Raw genomic sequence first — 18,213 nt, 5'->3', positions numbered from 1 at the left:
GGCCAACGTTCAGCGCGCCAGTTGCGCCGCGCGCGCCAGTGTCGCGACGATTTGCGGGGCCACAGTTGGCGACGTACAAACAGATAGCGGACTCGGATGAGGCATTTCCAGTACGATCAAGCCCGGCCGCCTGGCCTCGATGGCAGCGTGGGCCTGGCGGGCCGTGCGTCCGGCCAGCACGACCACCCGCAGGCATGGCAGGAGGTCCAGCACATCGCCTAGCATGGCGATGCCTGCGCGTACCGCCGCCACACCCAGGCGCGCCGGCGGAGCTTGCTCGTCGGCCAGCCAGGGCACGGTATTCCACAGCACGGTACGCGCACGCGCGACGGCGGCTTGCGCCAGGAAACGTTGAAGATTGCGCTGCGCAGGACCAGGATTGTCGCGCGAGACGAAGCGCGGGCGCATCGCATGGCGCGCCGGCGCTTCCAGCAAGATGAGAATGGACGCATCGGCGCCGCCGTCCAGCGGATCGAAGTACGGCAGCGCGCGGACGGCTGCGTGCGTGTCGACCCACTGGTTGAGCGCGACCACATGGGGAAGAGACAGCAGTTCGACGCGGCGTGCCAGTTCGGCTACATCGTCCAGCAAGGGAGCCACCGGCACGCCAGACGTCACTCGCTGCTCGCCAGCGCTGCCTGCTCCGCTCCGGCTGGCGTGTCGCCCTCCATCACCAGGATCCGGCTGGCGCCAGCCGGCTGCTGCGCCAGGCCCGGCCGCACGTCGCGCATGGGCCCAATGGCAGTACCGTTCGCCATGCCTTTGCCGTCAGTCTTGAAGCGACCCACCGGCGCGCGCTGACCACCGGCGTAGACGTTGTAAACAGTCTCCGGTTTCAGTTTGTACAAGAACACTTCCAGTGCATCGGTCACGCCCAGGCTGCGCACGACCACGAATCCTTTGGCGTCGCCGCGGGACTTGAGAGCGATATTGCTCGACTCGCCGTTCACACGCGGCACCAGGTTGCTGGTACCAGCACCGGTGGGCACGGCATGGGACACGTAGACAAGCGCTTGCGGCGCCTGGCCGGCCGCCACATGCGCGACGACCTTGTTGCTTGCGGTGTCGATCACGTCGACACCATCGCCGTTTTCGAGACCAACGTACACTTTGCTGCCGTCGTCCGACGCCCATGCGCCATGCGGCAAGGCCCCGGTCGGTATCGTCGCCATCAGTTGTGGCTGATCACCGGTGGAATAGACCTTGACGACATTTTCTCCGCCCACTGTCACGTAGGCTCTTGCGCCGCCAGCGTTCTTCCCGAACGCCAGGTGGTTGGTAATAAAACCGGTGTCGATGACGCCTTTGACTGTCAGCGTCGCCACGTCGATGCGGGTGACCTTGCCAACGTCCTTGTGCGTCATCCAGACTTCCTTGAAATCAGGCGTGAACTGCAAGAACGGCGAGAACGGGCTAGTGACAGAAATATGCTTGATCACTTTGGATGTTTTCATGTCGATGACATCGACGACAGGATTAAAGCTCGATACCACGAACGCCAGTTTGCCATCGGGATGGAACATCACCATGCCCGGACCACCTGTTGTCTGGATCCGGCGTTTTTCCTTGAAGGTGACAGGATCGATGACCGAGACGTAATCTTCGCCGCGTACCACGACCCAGACTTCGCGACCGTCCGCGGTGAAAAATCCTTCGTGAGGCGACCGCCCGATATAGGTAACGCCCTTGACCTTATTGGTGGCCGTGTCGATGAAGGTCACCGAATTGGAGCCATTCGATATCGCAATCAAGGTTTTATGGTCCGGCGAAAAACCCAGTCCATGAACATTCACTTGCCCCTTGTACAAAGGAGACAGGATGTCGGGCCGCTGATTACCCAACCGGATTTGTCCCAGCAACTGATTGGTGGATGGATCGATCACCGAAACGGTGTTGCTGTTCTGGTCAGCTGTATAGACGCGGTCCTGTGTGCCTGGCGCAGCCTGCGCAGTACCCATGGCAGCGACCGCAAGCGTCATGGCGAAGGTGAGCTTATTCAATTCAGTGAGTTGCATGAGAGTCTTTCCTGGTGTCTGCGTTGGTGGAATCGGCTCTTGCGCCGTGGGCTGCCTGGTAGCGTTGCAACCAGGCGCGCATTACATTGATTTCGTTCTGTTGTTCGACGATGATGCCTTGTGCCAGGTTGCGCAGTTCGCGGTCGTTACTGTGCACCAGGATGGCCTTGGCCATATCGATCGCGCCTTGATGGTGAGGAATCATCATGCTCATGAAGTCATGCGCGGGGTCCCCGGTTGTCGGCGCGCGTCGCATGCCGTCATCCATGATCGCCATGGCATCATCCGCGAGAGACGCATAGGGCCTGTCGCTACTGGCGATAAACGAGGCAGGCGGCGCAGTCGCGCCATGGTGGCCAGCATGCTGCGCCGAGACTGTGGCGGTGCAGCACCAGAGCATGGCGCCCAAAAAAAGTGAAAATTTCAAACCGGTCCCTCCAGTTGTTCATAGACGGCGCTGGCAACCCGTGCCAGTTCGCCCTTGTCGACGGCTGCGGACAGCGCATAGCCGAACTTCCCGTCGATCCAGTAAAACACGTTGACGTCGCCCTCTTTGGCGAACCGAAAGCCGGTGTCCTTGTTGCGCGCCTGCTCCGTCGACACGTACAGCGTCAGGCGCTGGCCAGCGCCGTCGTGGTACATGAATTGCGCTACCGGCCCGCTGGCCCCGGGCAGCAGGCGCCCGCCGATCAGTTCATAGCCCAGCTTGCCCAAATGCGGCGGACGGATCTTGCTGCCCATGCGCTTCGACAGCCAGGTCACCAACTGGTCTTCCTGGTCGGCGCGAATTTCCACTGGCCGGCGCACATCCGGGCTGTACACGGCATGGGCTATTGCGGCCTGGTGTGCCAGGCCGGACCACGCTGCCTGCTGATACGCGGGCGCTTGCTGCTCCATACGCGCCAGGGACTGGCCAGTTGCCGCGCCGCGCAAGCCCCAGCCGGCGCCACCGGACCACCACGCCGCCAGCGCCTGCCATTGCCAGTGCCGGTTGCGCTGCGGCGTGGTGGCCGCTGCCATGGGCGCCGGGACCGGTTCGCCCAGCACCGGATCGAACAGGCGATGCATGGCGTCGTTCTGGGCCGCGTAGGCGCGCACGCGCGCAGCTTCCTCGGGGCGCTCTGCCAGGTAGGCGGCGACCTCGGCAGCGCGTGCTGCCGGCAGCACGCCGTCGACGTACGCGTGCAGATCGGCTTCAGTCACGGGCAGGTTCATTTCACGACTTTCAACGAGTTCACGCGGGCGCCGCCGTCCATCAGGCTGCGCAGCTTTTCGCGGGCGCGCGCGAGCCGCGACATGACGGTCCCGACCGGGATGCCGAGCGTCGACGCCACTTCTTCATAACGCATGTCTTCCAGCCCGACCATCAGCAGGATCGCGCGCTGTTCTTCGCTCAGCAGGCGCAGCGCGGCATCCATCTCGCGCACCTGGATGCCGACCGTGCTGCGATCCGCCAGGGCCGGCATCGGCGTATCATCGTCGAGCGGCTCGGTGACCAGTGCGCCGCGCCGTATCTGGTCGATACGCATATTGTGCATGATCGCAAACAGCCAGGCGCGCGCGTCCGTGCCGGGTTGTAGCGCGGCGCGCTGGGCCCAGCCGCGTTCGAGCGTGTCCTGCACCAGGTCATCGGCCGCGGCGCGCTCGCCCACGAGCGCGCGCGCGTAGCGCCGCAGCCGCGGGACACACGCCAGCAACTCCGCGCCGGGAAGAAGGGGCAGGACGCTCATGGAACCAGTGATTACATCGCGCTGGCGGCCAGCTTCGGATCGATCTGCCAGGTTTCATTGACCAGTTTGCCGTCGCGGTAGGTCAGCACGTAGCGCACCTTGATGGAGGCCTTGCCGTCGAATTGCACTGCCGCCGTGACGGTCGCACCCTTCGGATTGACCGACTCGGACGCGCCCATAACGGTGACGCGCAGCGGGCCCATCGCGCCGAACTTGCTCCATACGGCGCCGATGGCGGCTGCACCGTCGTAGCTGCCGTCAAGCGGTCCACCAACCCAGGTCAGCCGCGCATTGTCGGCGTAATCATGCACGATGGCGGCGTGTTCACCGGCGCCAATGGCGGCGAAGTGGGCTTGCGCCATATCCAGCGCAGGCCCGGCAACAGCCGTGGTGGCGATGCCGATGGTGCTGGCCAACAGGAACATCAGGTGGGTGGTTTTCATGGGTGCGGTCCAGTACAGGTCAGGTTGAAAAACGGGCTTGCTACAGGTGCAAACGTCATTGCCCTGTTTTTATTCCATGTATTTGTATTTATTTTTTTGTGTTCATCAATTCTTCAAATGCCAGCGCCGCACGGCTGCGATGGCGTTCAGGATGACGCAGCATCGAGAACCCACGCGCCGGCAGGACCAGCGCCGCGCGCGCCAGCAGGCCCGCCTGAACATGCGATGCCACGACCAGTTCGGAAATCGCGGTGGCAAAGGGACCGGCCATCACCGCGCTGCGCACCGCCTCGTTGGACGGCAGGCTGAGAGCAACCTGCATTGCGGCGACCGGCACGCCCATGTCCGACAGCGCTTTCTCAAACGCCGAACGCGTGCCGGAACCGGTTTCGCGCAAAATCCATTGCGCCTGCACCAGGTCGGCAGCCGCCAGCGGCACCCCGGCGGACCATGGATGATCGGGTGCTACCACGACAACGAGCTGATCCTCCCCCACAGCTTCGATGGCCAGGGAGGGTTCGTCGATATCGCCTTCGATGAAACCGAGATCGGCGCCACCCAGCAGGATGGCCTGCGCCACGCTGTCGGTATTGCCCACTTCCAGGGTGAGGTCGATGGCCGGGTAGGTTTGACTGAATTGCACGAGCAAGCGCGGTAGCCAGTAACTCGCGATGGTCTGGCTGGCGTGGATTGCCAGCGTGCCGCGCCGCATCTGGCCCAGCTCCGACAACGTGTTTTCCGCTGCACGCGCGCTGGCCAGCGTGCGTTGCGCTTCTATCAAGAAAATCAAACCGGCGTCGGAGAGTTCGATGCGCCGTCCTATCCGATGGAACAGTGCCGTGCCATAGCGCTCTTCCAGGGCCTTGATCGATGAGCTGACGGCAGACGGGGATAGAAACAGCGCGGAAGCCGCCTGAGTAAGGTGCTGGCGTTGTGCGACTTCAACAAAAATGCGTAGCTGGTCCAATGTCATCGTTCGATCCAATCTAATGATTTGTCATTAATTATACGATGGACCGAACGAAATCGCCGTTCAATAATGCATGCACTAAATATCTGAACGAGAGTCGACCATGACATCCCACTATCAAAAATGCGCTCCATTTGTACCCGGCCTGTTACTGTGCGGCGCCGTCACGCTGGCCGCGTATGGGCTGGAAGCTGTAGAAGCCCATCTGTTCGGACGCGCGTGGCTTGAAAGCCTGGTCCTGGCGATCTTGCTCGGAACCGGACTGCGCACCGTGCACCGTCTCGATCAGCGGTTCGAGCCAGGCATCCATATGGGCGCCAAGCTGCTGCTTGAAATTGCCGTGGTGCTGCTGGGCGCATCCGTCAGCGCCGGCGCGCTGCTCGAAAACGGCATGGGACTGGTCGGCGGCATTGCCGGGGTAGTCGTGCTGGCAATTCTGTTCAGTTATTTCCTGGGCCGCAGCGCCGGTCTGCCGAAAAAGATGGCGATCCTGATTGCTTGCGGCAATTCAATTTGCGGCAACTCGGCGATTGCGGCGGTGGCCCCAGTGATCGACGCAGATGGCAAGGACGTGGCCGCCTCCATCGCCTTTACGGCGGTGCTGGGTGTGGTGGTGGTGCTCGGGTTGCCGTTGCTAGTCGGGCTGTTGTCATTCACGCCGGTTCAATACGGCGTGTTTGCCGGGCTGACCGTGTATGCCGTGCCACAGGTACTGGCGGCAACGAGTTCGGTGTCCGCAGCCAGCGTGCACATTGGCACCCTGGTCAAGCTGGTGCGCGTGTTGATGCTGGGCCCGGTCGTGCTGGTGTTGTCCTTGACAGGGCGCGGACGGGGAGGCGCCCGCCTGAACGTCGCGCACCTGGTGCCGTGGTTTATCGTCGGCTTCCTTGCATTGCTGGGCTTGCGCTCGCTGGGCTGGATTCCGCAGGCAGCGCTGGCGCCAGCGCACGTTGCCGCCAATTTCTTCACCATTATGTCGATGGCCGCGCTCGGCCTCGGCGTCGATGCCCGCGCTGTCCTGCGTGCCGGCGGCAAGGTTGCCGGGGTTGTCATTTTTTCGCTGCTCGGCCTTGGTGTCATCAGTTTCGCCCTGATCAAATTTCTGGGTGTTTAAGGACGTAGCAGTACGCCATCCATTTTCCAAAAGCGAAAGAAAACGCCATGACATCACATCACTATTTGACCGCGGCGCGCTGCAGCCTTGTTGTTGCAGTCTCGCTCACCGCTGGTATCGCGTGTGCCCAGCAGCCGTTGCTGGTGTACGGCCCGGGTGGACCGGCTCCTGCGATGAAAGAGGCGGCGGCGGCATTCGAGCACGCGAACGGCATCAAAGTCACCGTCACGGCTGGCCCCACGCCGAGCTGGTCGACCACGCAAAACAGGATGCGGACATCATCTACAGCGGTTCGGAAACGATGATGACGGACTTTACGTTAGCGATGGGCGGCAAGATACAGGAGGCAAGCATTACCCCGCTATATATGCGTCCCCTGGCGATCCTGGTGCGTCCCGGCAATCCCAAGCACCTGCGCGGCGTGGCCGACCTGATGCAGCCCGGCGTGCGCCTGTTGGTGGTCAACGGTGCCGGCCAGAACGGCGTCTGGGAAGACATGGCTGGCCGCAAAGGCAGCATGGAGTCGGTGCGCAAGGTACGCGCAAATATTGCCAGTTACGCACCCAACAGCGCGAGCGCGCGCGGTACCTGGACCGCGCGCACCGACATCGACGCGTGGCTTATGGCCGGTACCGGCCGATGGCGTTCAGGATAGCAGCTTGCCCTCCTGCAAAGCTCACACATTCTCACCCTGGGCCGGAGCCGCCCCAAAGCAGACAGACAGTTATCAGAACGCTGACAACAGTCGTCGATGCCTTCACCTGGCCCATTGACGACGATTACTTGCTGCCGCCGGAAATCAGGTTCGTATTGATCCACGAAGCCACGTCGGTAACCGCGAAGCCGCGTTGGCTATTGAACGTGCCGCGCTTGTCCCAAGCGACACCCCGTCCTTGAGCGAAGGCTGCACGATACTTGCGCATCATATTGTTCGGATCGCGCGCCAGTTCGTCTAGCAAATACTCCTCGCTCCAAACCGATCGGCCGAAGGTGTGGCCTAGGGAGGATTCCAGTTTGTCCGCAACCTCGCCATAAGTCACGGTGTCGCCGGCCAGGAAGACAATCTCGTTCCGGATTCGAGGTAAAGCGAACAGCACCTCGGCAGTCAGCGCTCCGATATCATCGGGAGTTGTCAGCGTCACAGCGGTGTCTAGGCTGCCCAGTGCATGGACTAAATTGCTTTGCAGGTCTACAACGCCGAATTCCGGCTCGAACAGATAACTCATAAACATGCCGGTTGAGATAATGACCCACTCGGTCACGTGCTGGCTGCGCAAAAGCTCACGCACGTCCAACTGTGCGTCGAAAATGTCCTGCGGACTGCCCCGTCCGATCACATCAAAATCGACGCCGAACTGCCATGGAAAATACCTTGGAATTCGCGCCTGCAAGGCAGCGCGCGCCAACTTCATTGGTGTGTCGACGCCAGCCGCGTAGCCCGCGCAACCGACGACGGTGTCATACCGCGCGAATACCACGGCGAGCTCATCGATGGAGCTCTTCACCAGATCACCTATGACGATCTCAATCCCAAGATCCCGAATCTCCGCGATATCACGCTGCTTGTCCTCAGAGTTTGACTCAACAGCACTTGCACGCAGCAGGACGCTGATTTTCACCCCACTAATCGACTTCGCGCGGTTCGCGAGACTGCGCAGCACCGGCAGGCCGAGTTCACCGGCGCCGAGCACCAGAATGTTTTGGGACATGGCGTCAGGATCTGCTGGGTTCAGCATAAGTGGTAGAAGCTGTTGGCGGACTTGATCGGACATTATTGATTCTCCTGTGAATTTGCTAGCTGCACTTTAGCGATTGCCGCGATGCAGAAAAAGTGGCACTGGAGGTTTTCAACATTCGAAAAATCCGAATAATCATGAGTTATAGTTCCTTTTTCACTAATCGCATGAGGGCAACACATGGACCGCGTACAAGCAATGCAGGTATTTCTTCGCGTGGTCGAAAGCGGAAGTTTTATTCGTGCAGCAGGGACGCTAGGCTTACCGGCGTCATCAGTGACCGGCATCATCAAACGGCTGGAAAAACATTTGCGGGCACGTCTGCTCAACCGCTCCACCAGAAACCTCAGCTTGACACCAGAGGGCGAGCGATACTTTCACCGCTGCCGCGAGATACTTGACCTGATTGACGACACGGAATCCAGCCTGCACGGCTCCGCTGAGCACCCGCAAGGGAGAGTGCGAGTAGATATGCCTGGCGGAATCGCTCATGCCGTTATCCTTTCCCAGTTGGCGCAATTCCAGGCGCGGTATCCCGATATCTATCTAATGATCAGCATAAATGATCGTCAGGTGGATTTGATACAGGATGGCGTCGATTGCGTGATCCGTACAGGTAGCCTCCACGACTCGACGCTGGTCGCGCGCCGCCTAGGCGAGTTGCGCTGGATCACATGCGCGACACCATCCTATCTGAATCAACAGGGCATTCCCGAAAGTCTGGAGGATTTGCAATGCCATCGCGCGGTTCACTACTTTTCCAGCACGACTCGGCGGACGGGCGAGCTCCATTTCGTGGAGGCCGGAGACAGGGTTGCTGTGCCGGTTGCCGGCACGGTTGCAGTTAACGAGACTGGGCTGTATATCAAACTCGGCCTAGCCGGAGGCGGCCTGATGCAATTGGCTGAGATTTTGGTGGCCGACCATTTGCGCAGCGGAGACTTAGTCGAGGTACTGGCCAACATGCGACCTGAACCCGTGCCGGTGTCGCTGATATACCCTCACCACCGCTTTCTCTCGCCGGCCATGCAAGCGTTCGTCGATTGGACCACCGAGCTTTTCAGCAATGTCAGCTAGTGGCCGCATTCGGCCTATGAGCAAGGATACCATCTTGCCCGAAGGGAAAGCTCACTAATTACCACATCGCCTTCGGATACGACCGCCGTCAGTCAAGCGCATAGTAGAGCTTCAATCCAGGAGGTCTATCATGAACAATCCATTGAAAGGTTCCGCATGCCACAGTACGCCGTGGAACAAGGGCAAGTTGGTGGGGCAAAAAGCACCGCTTCGCGTAAGCGAAATCTGGGCAATTCGCGTTCGCCTGCAAATTTTCGGCAGGGTCCGAGACTTGGCACTCTTCAACTTGGCCATCGACAGCAAATTGCGTGGGTGCGACTTGGTCCGACTGCGCGTCAACGATCTCTGCCATGGAGGCCATGTGGCAGCGCGAGCCAGCGTGATGCAGCAGAAGACGAAGCAACCCGTCCAGTTCGAAGTTACCGCAGGGACCAGGAAGAGCTTGGAGGACTGGATAGCGGCCGCAGCGCTGCGCCACGGCGATTTTCTCTTTCCCAGTCGAATCTCAGAATCGCCGCACCTTTCGACTCGGCAATACGCACGTATTGTCCACCAATGGTTCGACGAAATAGGGTTAGACCCGACGGCATACAGCACGCACACGATGCGGAGGACTAAGCCAACACTCATCTACCGGCGCACAAAAAATTTGCGAGCGGTGCAGCTGTTGCTGGGCCATACGCGCTTAGAGAGCACCGTACGATATCTGGGTATCGAAGTCGATGACGCACTCGAAATGGCCGAGCAAACGGATGCTTAAGACAAGCAAGGGCGACGCCAGTAGTCGCCCCAAAGCGGGCGGTCGCTTGGGAAGGTAAATATATCCGGTACAGCATTAAAGAGGCGCGAAAATATATTGAGTTGCATTGCTTCTATTCTAATTTCGCCAGATAAATGGCCGCATAAATTATTAATTTACAATTTGGTAAATATGGGCACTTATTCTAATATCTAGCCTCACACCGATTTGCATTTGAAACTAGACATCTTTTGGGATCTCAAATCGGACACCCGTTCTCTTGCTTACCTATGCCGATAAAACAGGCTTCCCAGCTAAATAAAGCGTTGGCTTGGTCGCTGGATCCCGCCGGCTGCCAATCGATATGGCGGGAGTAGGGATTTTCGCGGCCACCTTGAATACGCTGACCAACTGTGCCAGAGAGCTGGCTTGATCTTGCAACGATGCGGCGGCGGCGGCGGCCTGTTCCACCAATGCGGCGTTTTGCTGCGTCACCTCATCCATTTGGACTATCGCTTGATTGATCTGCTCAATGCCGGCCGTCTGCTCGTTGCCGGCGGCCGTGATCTCTTCCATGATGTCTGTCACGTTCTTGACGCTGTCGACAATGGTGCGCATCGCCGAACCGGCCTGGTCGACCAATCTGGCGCCTATCTCGACCTTTTCAACCGAGTCGCCGATCAGGGTCTTGATTTCCTTGGCGGCTCCGGCGGAGCGTTGCGCCAAGTTGCGCACTTCAGAGGCGACAACGGCGAAACCACGGCCTTGTTCACCTGCCCTAGCCGCCTCCACTGCCGCGTTCAAGGCCAGGATATTGGTCTGGAAAGCGATACCGTCGATAACAGCGATGATGTCGACGATTTTTCGCGACGATGCGTTGATCGCACCCATCGTATCGACCACTTGCGTCACAATGCTGCCACCTTGCTGTGCCACGGCAGAGGCGGAGATGGCAAGGCGGTTGGCATGATTGGAATTGTCCGAATTTTGCTTAACGGTCGAGGTCAGTTCTTCCATGGCCGAGGCAGTTTCCTCCAGCGAACTGGCTTGCTGTTCGGTCCGCGACGACAGATCCAGATTTCCGCTGGCGATCTGACTTGACGCAGTGGCGATCGCATCGGTGGAGACCCGTATTTCCCCCACCGTTTGCGCCAGGTTGCGCTGCATGGTTTGCATCGCAAACAACAAACTTTGTTTATCGTTGCCGTTGGTATCGACGGTCACGGACAGGTCGCCGGCGGCTATGCTGTGCACAATCTGAGAAGCGTATTCCGGTTCCCCGCCGAGTTGACGATAAATATTGCGCACTAAGAAAAAGCCGGACGCTGCGCCCACCAGCGTGCCCAGGATGATCGCACCCAGAACGATGGCGCGCATCAGGCCGTAGCGCTCATTTGATGCCTCATACTCTTTCCTGGCCTCGTCGACTTGCAGCTTTCGCAGAGCATTTACGCCATCTGTTACCGCAGGGATCAATAATTGCAATTGCGCCGACAATTGAGCCGCCGCTTCATGCTCGCCCGCTTTTAATGCTGCGATTGCCGGCAGCAATTTTTCGGTAGTCATTTTCTTCCTGTCGATAGCGAACTTGTCGGCGATGACCTTCTCTTCCCGCGTAAGGTAGGTAGCTATGTAGCTATCCCACGTGCTGACAATTTCGGCAATGTTTCTTTCAATTTGATCGGTTCTAGCCTTGATCGTCGTATCGTCGGTTTCCCGCAGCGCCTCCGCCAAATTCAGCCGATTGCTGACCAGAAGACGGTCTATTCGCGAGACCTGCTCCAATGCCACGGTGCGATCTTCGTAGACGGACTTCAAGCCTCCGTTGGACAGGCTCATCCCATAAAGTCCCAGCGAGCCTATGAGGACGGCGATCAGGGAAAGAAAGCCGATCAAGGCGCTCAGGCGTACTTTAAGTGTCATATTCATTTTTGTCCGATATGTGCTGGGTCGCACCCATTACATGTGAGGTAAATTGCGAAAGCTGCCTGACGCACGCCCTCCAAGTGGGACGGGCAGCTTGACGATTCAATTAACGGTGATCGGGCAGCGGGATTGGGCTACAGCGAAATTTGCGGATGCCACAACGGGGAGAGGGGTGTGGGCCTATTCGAAAGGAATGCGGTGCTCAAGAGCAACGTTCGCTTTGAGGATACACCATTAAACATTTCCATGTGACTTTAAGTGGGGAAAGCGTTGTATTTTGCCAAAAACGCCAGCCCTATGCACTGTTGTTCTTCCAATGGCTTCAAATATTTTTAATTGCTATCACATGCGCACAGAAACGGATAAATTCAAAATATATGCACGTAAGGGTGATGGGGTAGCTTTGCAGTGGCAAAGTTTCTCGAAAGATTTATTTATTAGAATTCCGCTGCTAATAATTTATTTCGAACGGGAGTATTTTGCCAACTCAAATATGCAAGATAGGCGCATAGATATCTCGATTTTCGAAATTTGTTGTTGAAATTTGACGGCAATTGCTGAGCAAGGGCTTGCTCTGTCGAGTCAAATTCTGTTGAGGACAGAGGATGTCCTCGCCGCCAGCCTCCAAAAAGAAACTCCTCGAGTCTGGCGGGAATTCAACATGGAATACCTTTTCAGCCTCAGCAATAGTTACCTCATCCGATGGTGGGCAAACTCAGCGCCTGAGTGGTACGCAATGACCGTCTTTCTCCATTCATATTTTCAGAGATACCTTTTCGACTGTCTGGTTCTGGCCGATTTCAGGCTTACAGCTCAATGAATTCTGCTGTTTCCGCGTCATAGAACCGACCATCAAACGCCAAGCAAAGCGCGCGGATAACCATCATCTCTGCATCACCCCACACTCCCGATACCGAGATAGTTCTTGGGTCAAGACTCTCATCTTCGCCTTCGACCGTGACCGTCAGAGCCAACCTTCCCGACGGTACCGTACGCATGATGTCCCCTACAATCTCGCATACCTTCTGGCGAGTGCCGAGCGGCGTTGGAATCCAGTCTTCTGGGAGTTCCTTCAGCTGGCGATTCTCTCGAAAAATTATCCCAATACTACTCATAGTTCTATATCTCGAATTTAATTGGGTGTCGGCTCCTGGCCGAATTTAGCCCTACACGTCGTAGCTAAACGCCGTTACCTGCCAACTAGGTTCCAGCCTGAGACGGAAACCGTAAGGGGCCGGACGCGTGATATCGTAACGTCCAGTGAATAAATTGGCCCCAGCGAACTCGATGAATTTACCGTCCTTACCGTTGACTATTCTCGCCCCAGGGCTACCTAAAAGATTCAAAAGTATCACTGGCTCGGCAACTCCATCACATCGAATCGCTAGTTCCACGTCACCTGCCATCGGCCAAATGGTAAGAGCTAAATTTAACGGCGAGCGTTCGACGGAATAGCCGTAGGAGATGCCATACTCCTCGCCCACAGGTACGACGCCCAAGGCGTCAAGAAAATCTAGCGGTTCCCAAGAAAATTCTGGCATTCAAATTCCGATAGTTATTGAAGGTCCGTTGTTGGCCGTTCTCGGCCGGTCGCGCCAGCATAGCATGTTGCCGTTGTGAAAACATTATGATCTGCGCTGATGCGCCGTTGCCGCAGCAAGGGCGACGCCAGTAGTCACCTTAAGCGGACGCTCGATGCCTGCCTTATCTCGACTTCCATTCCCCTGGGAGTGGAGCGGAGCACCGTGCGATTGAACCGCTACCTGTCTCGATGATTGTCAGCACATCTTGAACCGCAACTTCAAGTTCATCTTGGTTGCAAAAATACTCGTCGAGCCTTCCAAAGAATACGTAAGGCGAACAGTTAAAGCCGTCTTCGATGTCGTTGAACCAAATTACCTTGTTGCCCATGATGGCTACGACCCAAAAGCCTCCGCCAACTGTGCCATAGGTCTGCTCAGCCCATTTTTGCGGCCGAACTTTGATGGCTTCCCACAATCGGAGAATCCGAGGGCTCATCCGGTCTTCCGCACCTATGATCTTTGACCATAGGTCTGCTTCTGAAATTGGTTCCCACTCCATCGTTTCTCCAATGACTGCTCCTGGCCGAACTCGGCCTGTGTCCGTGAGGATAGCATCTTGCGTAGCTGAAAAATACGCGAAATCTCTCTACTTCGAATGGCGATGCCGACAATTCCATGAATACAGCCGAGCTTCAAGCTATGGGCTATTGGACGGCATTGGGCAGGAATGAGTGGCATGGTTTGAACGAGAACAGCTGGCGGAAATAGATGAGAATACGCACCAATGCTCGCGGTCATATCGTCGACGTACACAGTCAGTCGCATTGGCGGTTTTCCTTCCAAGCTTTACATCTGAGAATGGACAAGCAATAGCACGGATTCCGTGCCTTAGGAAGGCATTTTGTAACATCAAATTTCGTTACCATGAGATTTCTATTCGCAAACCATCAAGTAACAAAAATGCTTGCATACCTTTTCCTCGGAAAGGTCCGTAGCAGCAATTTCAAACAATCATAGGGATACGCTGTCAACTTGCGCGTCCACTGGGGACGGCTGAGCTGCGCATGCATACCGCTCCAAACGCCAACGACTGTTCGGCTAAACGCCCACAACGCGCAATATTACCGGTGAAGATACAGGCTCCACACTCGCCTGCTTAAGAATCCAAGTTTCAATCTTCGCGTGCCAGACACGAAGCAGGTCAAGCGGTCGGCGAATGTAATTTTGCTCGCGCACCCCCTGCGGCGCGTGCCCTTGAATCTGCGCGGCGATGCCATTCGGCATCTCGATCCACTCGCTTAATGTGGCAAATGAGCGTCGCAAGCCGTGCAGCGTAAGCTGCGGCAAATTCGCCACCGCGACGGCCTCGTTATGCGCGATTCGCGGCTCTGCGATATGTCCTGATGCGGAAGCGGGACTTGAGAAGACGAAGGCATTCCTGCGCGGCAGGTTGGCCAGGAGTTGAGCAACAAAGGGCGTCAGCGGGACCATTCGAAAATCCTCGACCTTGTCGGACAGTTTGATGCTGCCCCACTGAAAATTTACGTCTGTCCACTTCAGTGCAGCGAGCTCTTCGCGCCTGGCGCCGGTGAGCAACAGAACTTGCAGGTAGGCTGCAATGACCGGGTTTCCGATCTTGCGCACTGCGCTGAACCACGACTGCAGCATTTCGCGTTGAAGGACATCATGGCGCCGCTTCTCTTTACCCAGGCTCTCGCGCACTCGTGCACTCTTTGTCGGATTGCTAGTGACCATGCTCGAATACGTCTTGTGCGAAGCACACCAGTTCATAAAAGCCTTGAGCAGTCGCCATGCCAGCCGTGCGCTGGATGGACGGGTCTTTGCTTCCTCTCGCGCCCAAGCTTCCACGCGCTCATTTGTAAGGTCGATTAGTCGGAGCGAGGACAAGGACCAGAGCGGACCGGCTTTCGTCAGGGCCGGACTGCGTTTTCTCGGATGGCCACCATCCTGAATGATCTTGCGATGCGCAACAATATGATGTTCTGACCAGCCAGCTTCTCGCGTGGCAATGCGATCGGCAATGTACTCAGGCCAGACGCCGCCCAGGGTCACCGATTCGCGCAGCTGCTTTTCCTGCTCCGCCACAACGGCAGCTTCCTGCATGGCGCGCGCGTCTCGCACTGCAGCAAGCGCATCGTCGCGGACCTTTCGTGGATCCTGCCCGTTATCGAGCAGGACCTTCAGTCGCCGTGCTTCGGCCTGGGCCTTGGCAATGTCCCATGTACGAGGATCACCGATCGTCAGCCGGATGGTGGCGCCGTTCAGCTTGCCCTGAAAAATATAGGACTTTGCACCCTTCGACGTCACCCGCAAACCGAGGCCTGGTGAAGCGGTATCCCAAAGGAATGACTGACTATTTCCACCCTCACAGGCGAACTCTTCTACCCTACCCGCCGCGAACTTTATTTTTTTCACTATTACCTCATGAAGACGTTCTGTGTAAGCGCCATGTAACCGCCATGTAACCCAAATGGTAGCATAACGATCAACACACATCTGCATGAAATAAAAATCAAAATCACGTAAGCTATTGATTTATAAGAATATTCATGAAAAATTCAACACCCTTCAACAGTCCTGAATACCGACTTGCGATGATTTGTAATCATCAGGTGGCCAGTTCGAAACCGGCAGTCGGCACCAGCTATTAGCACCCTCAAAAAACCCGGAACTCCACCTTTTCGCAGGGGGAATTCCGGGTTTTTTTACGTTCATGCTTACGGTAAATCCATCACGAGCAATTGTTCCAGCTGTCGTCATACCGGGGCGCTAGATTCGCATGGTCGCCGTTTCAACAGCTGGCGCTCCCACAGGCGGATAGATTTTCACATTCACCTCCGGCATTTTGCTAAAGGCATCGAAGATGAGTGGGCTCACGTCAGCCCAGTCTAGGCCGCCATAGCCGCAACCGAGGGGCGGAACAGCGATGGAGCGTATGCCCCGCTCGCGCACCTTGGCCGTCAAGTCCAGCAAACCCTTCGCGATATCCTCGATGCGGCTTTTCGACTTCCAATGCCCCTTGGTGGGGAAATTGATGATCCAGCGCGGCCCGCCCACCAGGCCACCGAGATCGTAGATGTGGACCCGGCCCAACTGTACCTCGCGCGCCTTGCAGGCCACGGCGTAGGCGCGGAACATCGCCGGGTAGGCCTGCTTGAATTGCAGCGCGATACCTTTGCCCATAACGCCTTCCGTGTTGACGGTATTGACCAGTGCGTCCACGTCGGCATTGAGGAGATTTCCAGTTGAGATGTGCAGCATGTCAGGAGTACCACTCTCAAAAAACTTTGACGGGCAGGTCCGGATAATATGGAGCGACAATCTGACGAGCCATTTCAGCCGTCTCGCGGTGTTCACAACCGATGCCGATCAGGGCGGAACCCGGAAAACGATCGGCAACCAGGAATTCGGTCATCTTCGGATTCAATCGCTGCAGCCCACCGCGCCGGCAGCAACAGCCAAAAAGGCAAGCCCCGCAAAAGCAGGGCTTGCCTTCAGGTAACTGGGGGAGCGAGCCGGTTGGGATCATCAGTTAGACTGCTTCATCCGCTCGGGTCACTCCCCACTCAGAGGGTATACATGCAAATCTCTATTTCTCTCATCAGCCGACGCCTGCAATTTCCGGACGGTCGCGACAAAGGGTGAGTTCTGGCGTAACGCTGCTGCACGTGGTGATCGTTCTTCCAGCATGGAGGCAGCAGCAGCGGGGCTTTTGAGAAGGTCGCGCCAAGCGTCGATGTAATCCTTGCTGCAAAGTGCATCCTTCTCCCACAAACATATCTGGTCGTACGCCAAGAAGATTATTTCGTTCACGACAGCGCAGGATGCTGACCGTAACGCACGTGCAATCGGCTCATGCTTGGCAAGGCGACGATCGGCAAGCGCTGAAAAAATCTCTGCACCGCCGTGATTGCCTTTATGCTGTTCATCGCTGCTCATAAAAATATCGCAATGAGAATGTTCAGGGCGCCGTAACCAGTGGCTTGATCATATCACCCCTTACTTAAAAATGATGCACTGCGACTGCCACACAGCCACGCAGCAATGGCAACCGCGCACCAACGCCGACAGGCAGTCAGCGGTCTGTTCAAATGGTCCAACAACTTTTCCAGTAGTTCATCGATCATACTTGTAGATTATCATTGAGGAAAAATATCATGGCACGCATGTTTAACCCGCCACATCCGGGGCTGACGCTGCACGATGACGTTCTGCCTGCGCTGGGCTTGTCGGTGACTGAGGCTGCGCAGCAGTTGGATGTGAATCGCGTTACGCTGTCGCGCGTTCTCAACGGCCACGCCGCAATCTCGCCTGAAATGGCTCTGCGCATTGAGGCTTGGTTAGGCGTGGAGCGGGGCGGGGAAGCTCGTCTCTGGTTAGCAGAACAAAGCGCATACGACGTATGGCAGGCTGCGCAACGTTTCGTCAATGTCCCCATGAAGGTTCAGCCGGCACCACTGGCAGTCTAAGCCCCACTGCTCTACCACGCTGACTAATGGCAGCGTCATCTCCAGCAAGCAAGAGCCCGGCACTCGGCTGGTGCTGCAAAAAAGTCCAAAGCCCCGTCCAAAGACGTCTAAAACTTTGATTCGCTGACTGTCGGCAAGCACACGCAGGGCTTCATGCAGAGTCAGGGCATTGAGCTCGCCTATCTTGCTGGTGTCGATGCGCAAGGTCCCGGCGATGGTCACCTGGTCCAGTCCGGCTGCTTTGGCACGGCACGCAACGATGCCGATGTGTTTACCGAGCTCTTGCCGATCGCAGTCGCGATCAGGTCGCCAGCTGCTCAGGGCTTTATCCTGAATTATCCAAGAATGGATACCTTTATCCGTTTCTGGATAAAGGAAGATAACAGTAAGATTCCGGAGAATATGGAGGCAAATGCTTGACGCCATGTGACATCTGTCACATCATTGCCA

23 protein-coding genes are annotated in these 18,213 nt (G+C 57.2%); 7 read left to right on the top strand and 16 right to left on the bottom strand.

Annotated features, from left to right (window positions below):
• Positions 1-9 precede the first annotated feature (9 nt).
• The 7 genes from DUPY_RS01350 to DUPY_RS01320 all read right to left on the bottom strand — a co-directional run bounded on the left by DUPY_RS01350 (position 10) and on the right by DUPY_RS01320 (position 5,161).
• Positions 10-600 carry a uracil-DNA glycosylase gene (locus DUPY_RS01350; RefSeq protein ID WP_065306379.1) on the bottom strand — a complete coding sequence of 197 codons (591 nt, stop codon included), beginning with the start codon at positions 598-600 and terminating at the stop codon, positions 10-12.
• Between the two features lie 14 nt (positions 601-614).
• Positions 615-2,015: a YncE family protein gene (locus tag DUPY_RS01345; RefSeq protein WP_070245919.1), complete on the bottom strand. Its 1,401-nt coding sequence runs from the start codon at positions 2,013-2,015 to the stop codon at positions 615-617.
• On the bottom strand, positions 2,002-2,442 hold the full coding sequence (locus DUPY_RS01340; RefSeq protein WP_082488630.1) for a DUF305 domain-containing protein: 441 nt from the start codon (positions 2,440-2,442) through the stop codon (positions 2,002-2,004). The genes DUPY_RS01345 and DUPY_RS01340 overlap by 14 nt, the downstream gene beginning before the upstream one ends.
• Positions 2,439-3,230, bottom strand: a complete 792-nt coding sequence (locus DUPY_RS01335) for an anti-sigma factor family protein (protein WP_070245918.1) — start codon at positions 3,228-3,230, stop codon at positions 2,439-2,441. The genes DUPY_RS01340 and DUPY_RS01335 overlap by 4 nt, the downstream gene beginning before the upstream one ends.
• Complete coding sequence (locus DUPY_RS01330; protein ID WP_056139892.1) at positions 3,227-3,745, bottom strand: RNA polymerase sigma factor; 519 nt, start codon at positions 3,743-3,745, stop codon at positions 3,227-3,229. Before DUPY_RS01330 ends, DUPY_RS01335 begins: the two co-directional genes overlap by 4 nt.
• A gap of 11 nt (positions 3,746-3,756) precedes the next feature.
• Positions 3,757-4,188: a nuclear transport factor 2 family protein gene (locus tag DUPY_RS01325; RefSeq protein ID WP_056139895.1), complete on the bottom strand. Its 432-nt coding sequence runs from the start codon at positions 4,186-4,188 to the stop codon at positions 3,757-3,759.
• Between the two features lie 88 nt (positions 4,189-4,276).
• Positions 4,277-5,161, bottom strand: a complete 885-nt coding sequence (locus DUPY_RS01320; protein ID WP_056139900.1) for a LysR family transcriptional regulator — start codon at positions 5,159-5,161, stop codon at positions 4,277-4,279.
• A 100-nt stretch (positions 5,162-5,261) separates the two neighbouring features.
• Here DUPY_RS01320 and DUPY_RS01315 point away from each other — a divergent pair, with 100 nt between their 5' ends.
• From DUPY_RS01315 to DUPY_RS28775, 3 genes are read left to right on the top strand one after another with little or no spacing between them, the layout of a single operon-like run.
• Complete coding sequence (locus DUPY_RS01315; protein WP_056139903.1) at positions 5,262-6,272, top strand: YeiH family protein; 1,011 nt, start codon at positions 5,262-5,264, stop codon at positions 6,270-6,272.
• Positions 6,273-6,319: 47 nt separating this feature from the next.
• Positions 6,320-6,577 carry a substrate-binding domain-containing protein gene (locus tag DUPY_RS28780; RefSeq protein ID WP_229255202.1) on the top strand — a complete coding sequence of 86 codons (258 nt, stop codon included), beginning with the start codon at positions 6,320-6,322 and terminating at the stop codon, positions 6,575-6,577.
• Positions 6,577-6,927, top strand: coding sequence for a substrate-binding domain-containing protein (locus DUPY_RS28775; protein WP_229255201.1), 351 nt, complete (start codon positions 6,577-6,579; stop codon positions 6,925-6,927). Before DUPY_RS28780 ends, DUPY_RS28775 begins: the two co-directional genes overlap by 1 nt.
• A 124-nt stretch (positions 6,928-7,051) precedes the next feature.
• Here the strand turns inward: DUPY_RS28775 and DUPY_RS01305 are convergent, their stop codons facing one another.
• The gene (locus DUPY_RS01305) at positions 7,052-8,044 is read right to left on the bottom strand and encodes an aromatic alcohol reductase (RefSeq protein WP_371851723.1); all 993 of its coding nucleotides are present in this window, start codon (positions 8,042-8,044) and stop codon (positions 7,052-7,054) included.
• A 144-nt stretch (positions 8,045-8,188) separates the two neighbouring features.
• On the opposite strand from DUPY_RS01305, the gene DUPY_RS01300 reads away from it, so the two are divergent.
• Both DUPY_RS01300 and DUPY_RS01295 read left to right on the top strand, forming a co-directional pair.
• Entirely contained in the window at positions 8,189-9,085 is an 897-nt protein-coding gene (locus DUPY_RS01300) for a LysR family transcriptional regulator (protein ID WP_056140013.1), read from the top strand.
• A 130-nt stretch (positions 9,086-9,215) separates the two neighbouring features.
• Positions 9,216-9,845: a tyrosine-type recombinase/integrase gene (locus DUPY_RS01295; RefSeq protein ID WP_070245916.1), complete on the top strand. Its 630-nt coding sequence runs from the start codon at positions 9,216-9,218 to the stop codon at positions 9,843-9,845.
• Positions 9,846-10,112: 267 nt separating this feature from the next.
• Here DUPY_RS01295 and DUPY_RS29095 read toward each other — a convergent pair whose 3' ends face one another.
• The 8 genes from DUPY_RS29095 to DUPY_RS27650 all read right to left on the bottom strand — a co-directional run bounded on the left by DUPY_RS29095 (position 10,113) and on the right by DUPY_RS27650 (position 17,233).
• Entirely contained in the window at positions 10,113-11,753 is a 1,641-nt protein-coding gene (locus DUPY_RS29095; protein ID WP_084640488.1) for a methyl-accepting chemotaxis protein, read from the bottom strand.
• Between the two features lie 803 nt (positions 11,754-12,556).
• On the bottom strand, positions 12,557-12,748 hold the full coding sequence (locus tag DUPY_RS27655) for a hypothetical protein (protein ID WP_141749370.1): 192 nt from the start codon (positions 12,746-12,748) through the stop codon (positions 12,557-12,559).
• A gap of 168 nt (positions 12,749-12,916) precedes the next feature.
• Entirely contained in the window at positions 12,917-13,291 is a 375-nt protein-coding gene (locus tag DUPY_RS28760) for a hypothetical protein (protein ID WP_071651564.1), read from the bottom strand.
• A 163-nt stretch (positions 13,292-13,454) separates the two neighbouring features.
• Positions 13,455-13,832: a hypothetical protein gene (locus DUPY_RS01280; RefSeq protein ID WP_070245913.1), complete on the bottom strand. Its 378-nt coding sequence runs from the start codon at positions 13,830-13,832 to the stop codon at positions 13,455-13,457.
• Between the two features lie 539 nt (positions 13,833-14,371).
• Entirely contained in the window at positions 14,372-15,709 is a 1,338-nt protein-coding gene (locus tag DUPY_RS01275) for a tyrosine-type recombinase/integrase (protein ID WP_070245912.1), read from the bottom strand.
• 354 nt (positions 15,710-16,063) lie between these two features.
• Positions 16,064-16,555 (bottom strand): type II toxin-antitoxin system antitoxin DNA ADP-ribosyl glycohydrolase DarG, encoded by a 492-nt coding sequence (gene darG, locus DUPY_RS01270; protein WP_070245911.1) that lies wholly within the window; start codon positions 16,553-16,555, stop codon positions 16,064-16,066.
• Positions 16,556-16,571: 16 nt separating this feature from the next.
• Positions 16,572-16,709, bottom strand: coding sequence for a hypothetical protein (locus DUPY_RS28260; RefSeq protein WP_167359008.1), 138 nt, complete (start codon positions 16,707-16,709; stop codon positions 16,572-16,574).
• A 140-nt stretch (positions 16,710-16,849) separates the two neighbouring features.
• On the bottom strand, positions 16,850-17,233 hold the full coding sequence (locus tag DUPY_RS27650; RefSeq protein ID WP_141749369.1) for a hypothetical protein: 384 nt from the start codon (positions 17,231-17,233) through the stop codon (positions 16,850-16,852).
• A gap of 218 nt (positions 17,234-17,451) precedes the next feature.
• On the opposite strand from DUPY_RS27650, the gene DUPY_RS01265 reads away from it, so the two are divergent.
• The gene (locus tag DUPY_RS01265) at positions 17,452-17,763 is read left to right on the top strand and encodes a HigA family addiction module antitoxin (protein WP_070245910.1); all 312 of its coding nucleotides are present in this window, start codon (positions 17,452-17,454) and stop codon (positions 17,761-17,763) included.
• A 153-nt stretch (positions 17,764-17,916) separates the two neighbouring features.
• Positions 17,917-18,183, top strand: coding sequence for a hypothetical protein (locus DUPY_RS01260; RefSeq protein ID WP_070245909.1), 267 nt, complete (start codon positions 17,917-17,919; stop codon positions 18,181-18,183).
• The last annotated feature ends 30 nt before the right edge of the window (positions 18,184-18,213 follow it).

Source organism: Duganella phyllosphaerae (assembly GCF_001758785.1).
Taxonomy (GTDB): domain Bacteria; phylum Pseudomonadota; class Gammaproteobacteria; order Burkholderiales; family Burkholderiaceae_D; genus Rugamonas; species Rugamonas phyllosphaerae.
Note: the sequence above shows the minus strand (reverse complement) of the source record. Positions and strands in the feature narration are given on the sequence as shown.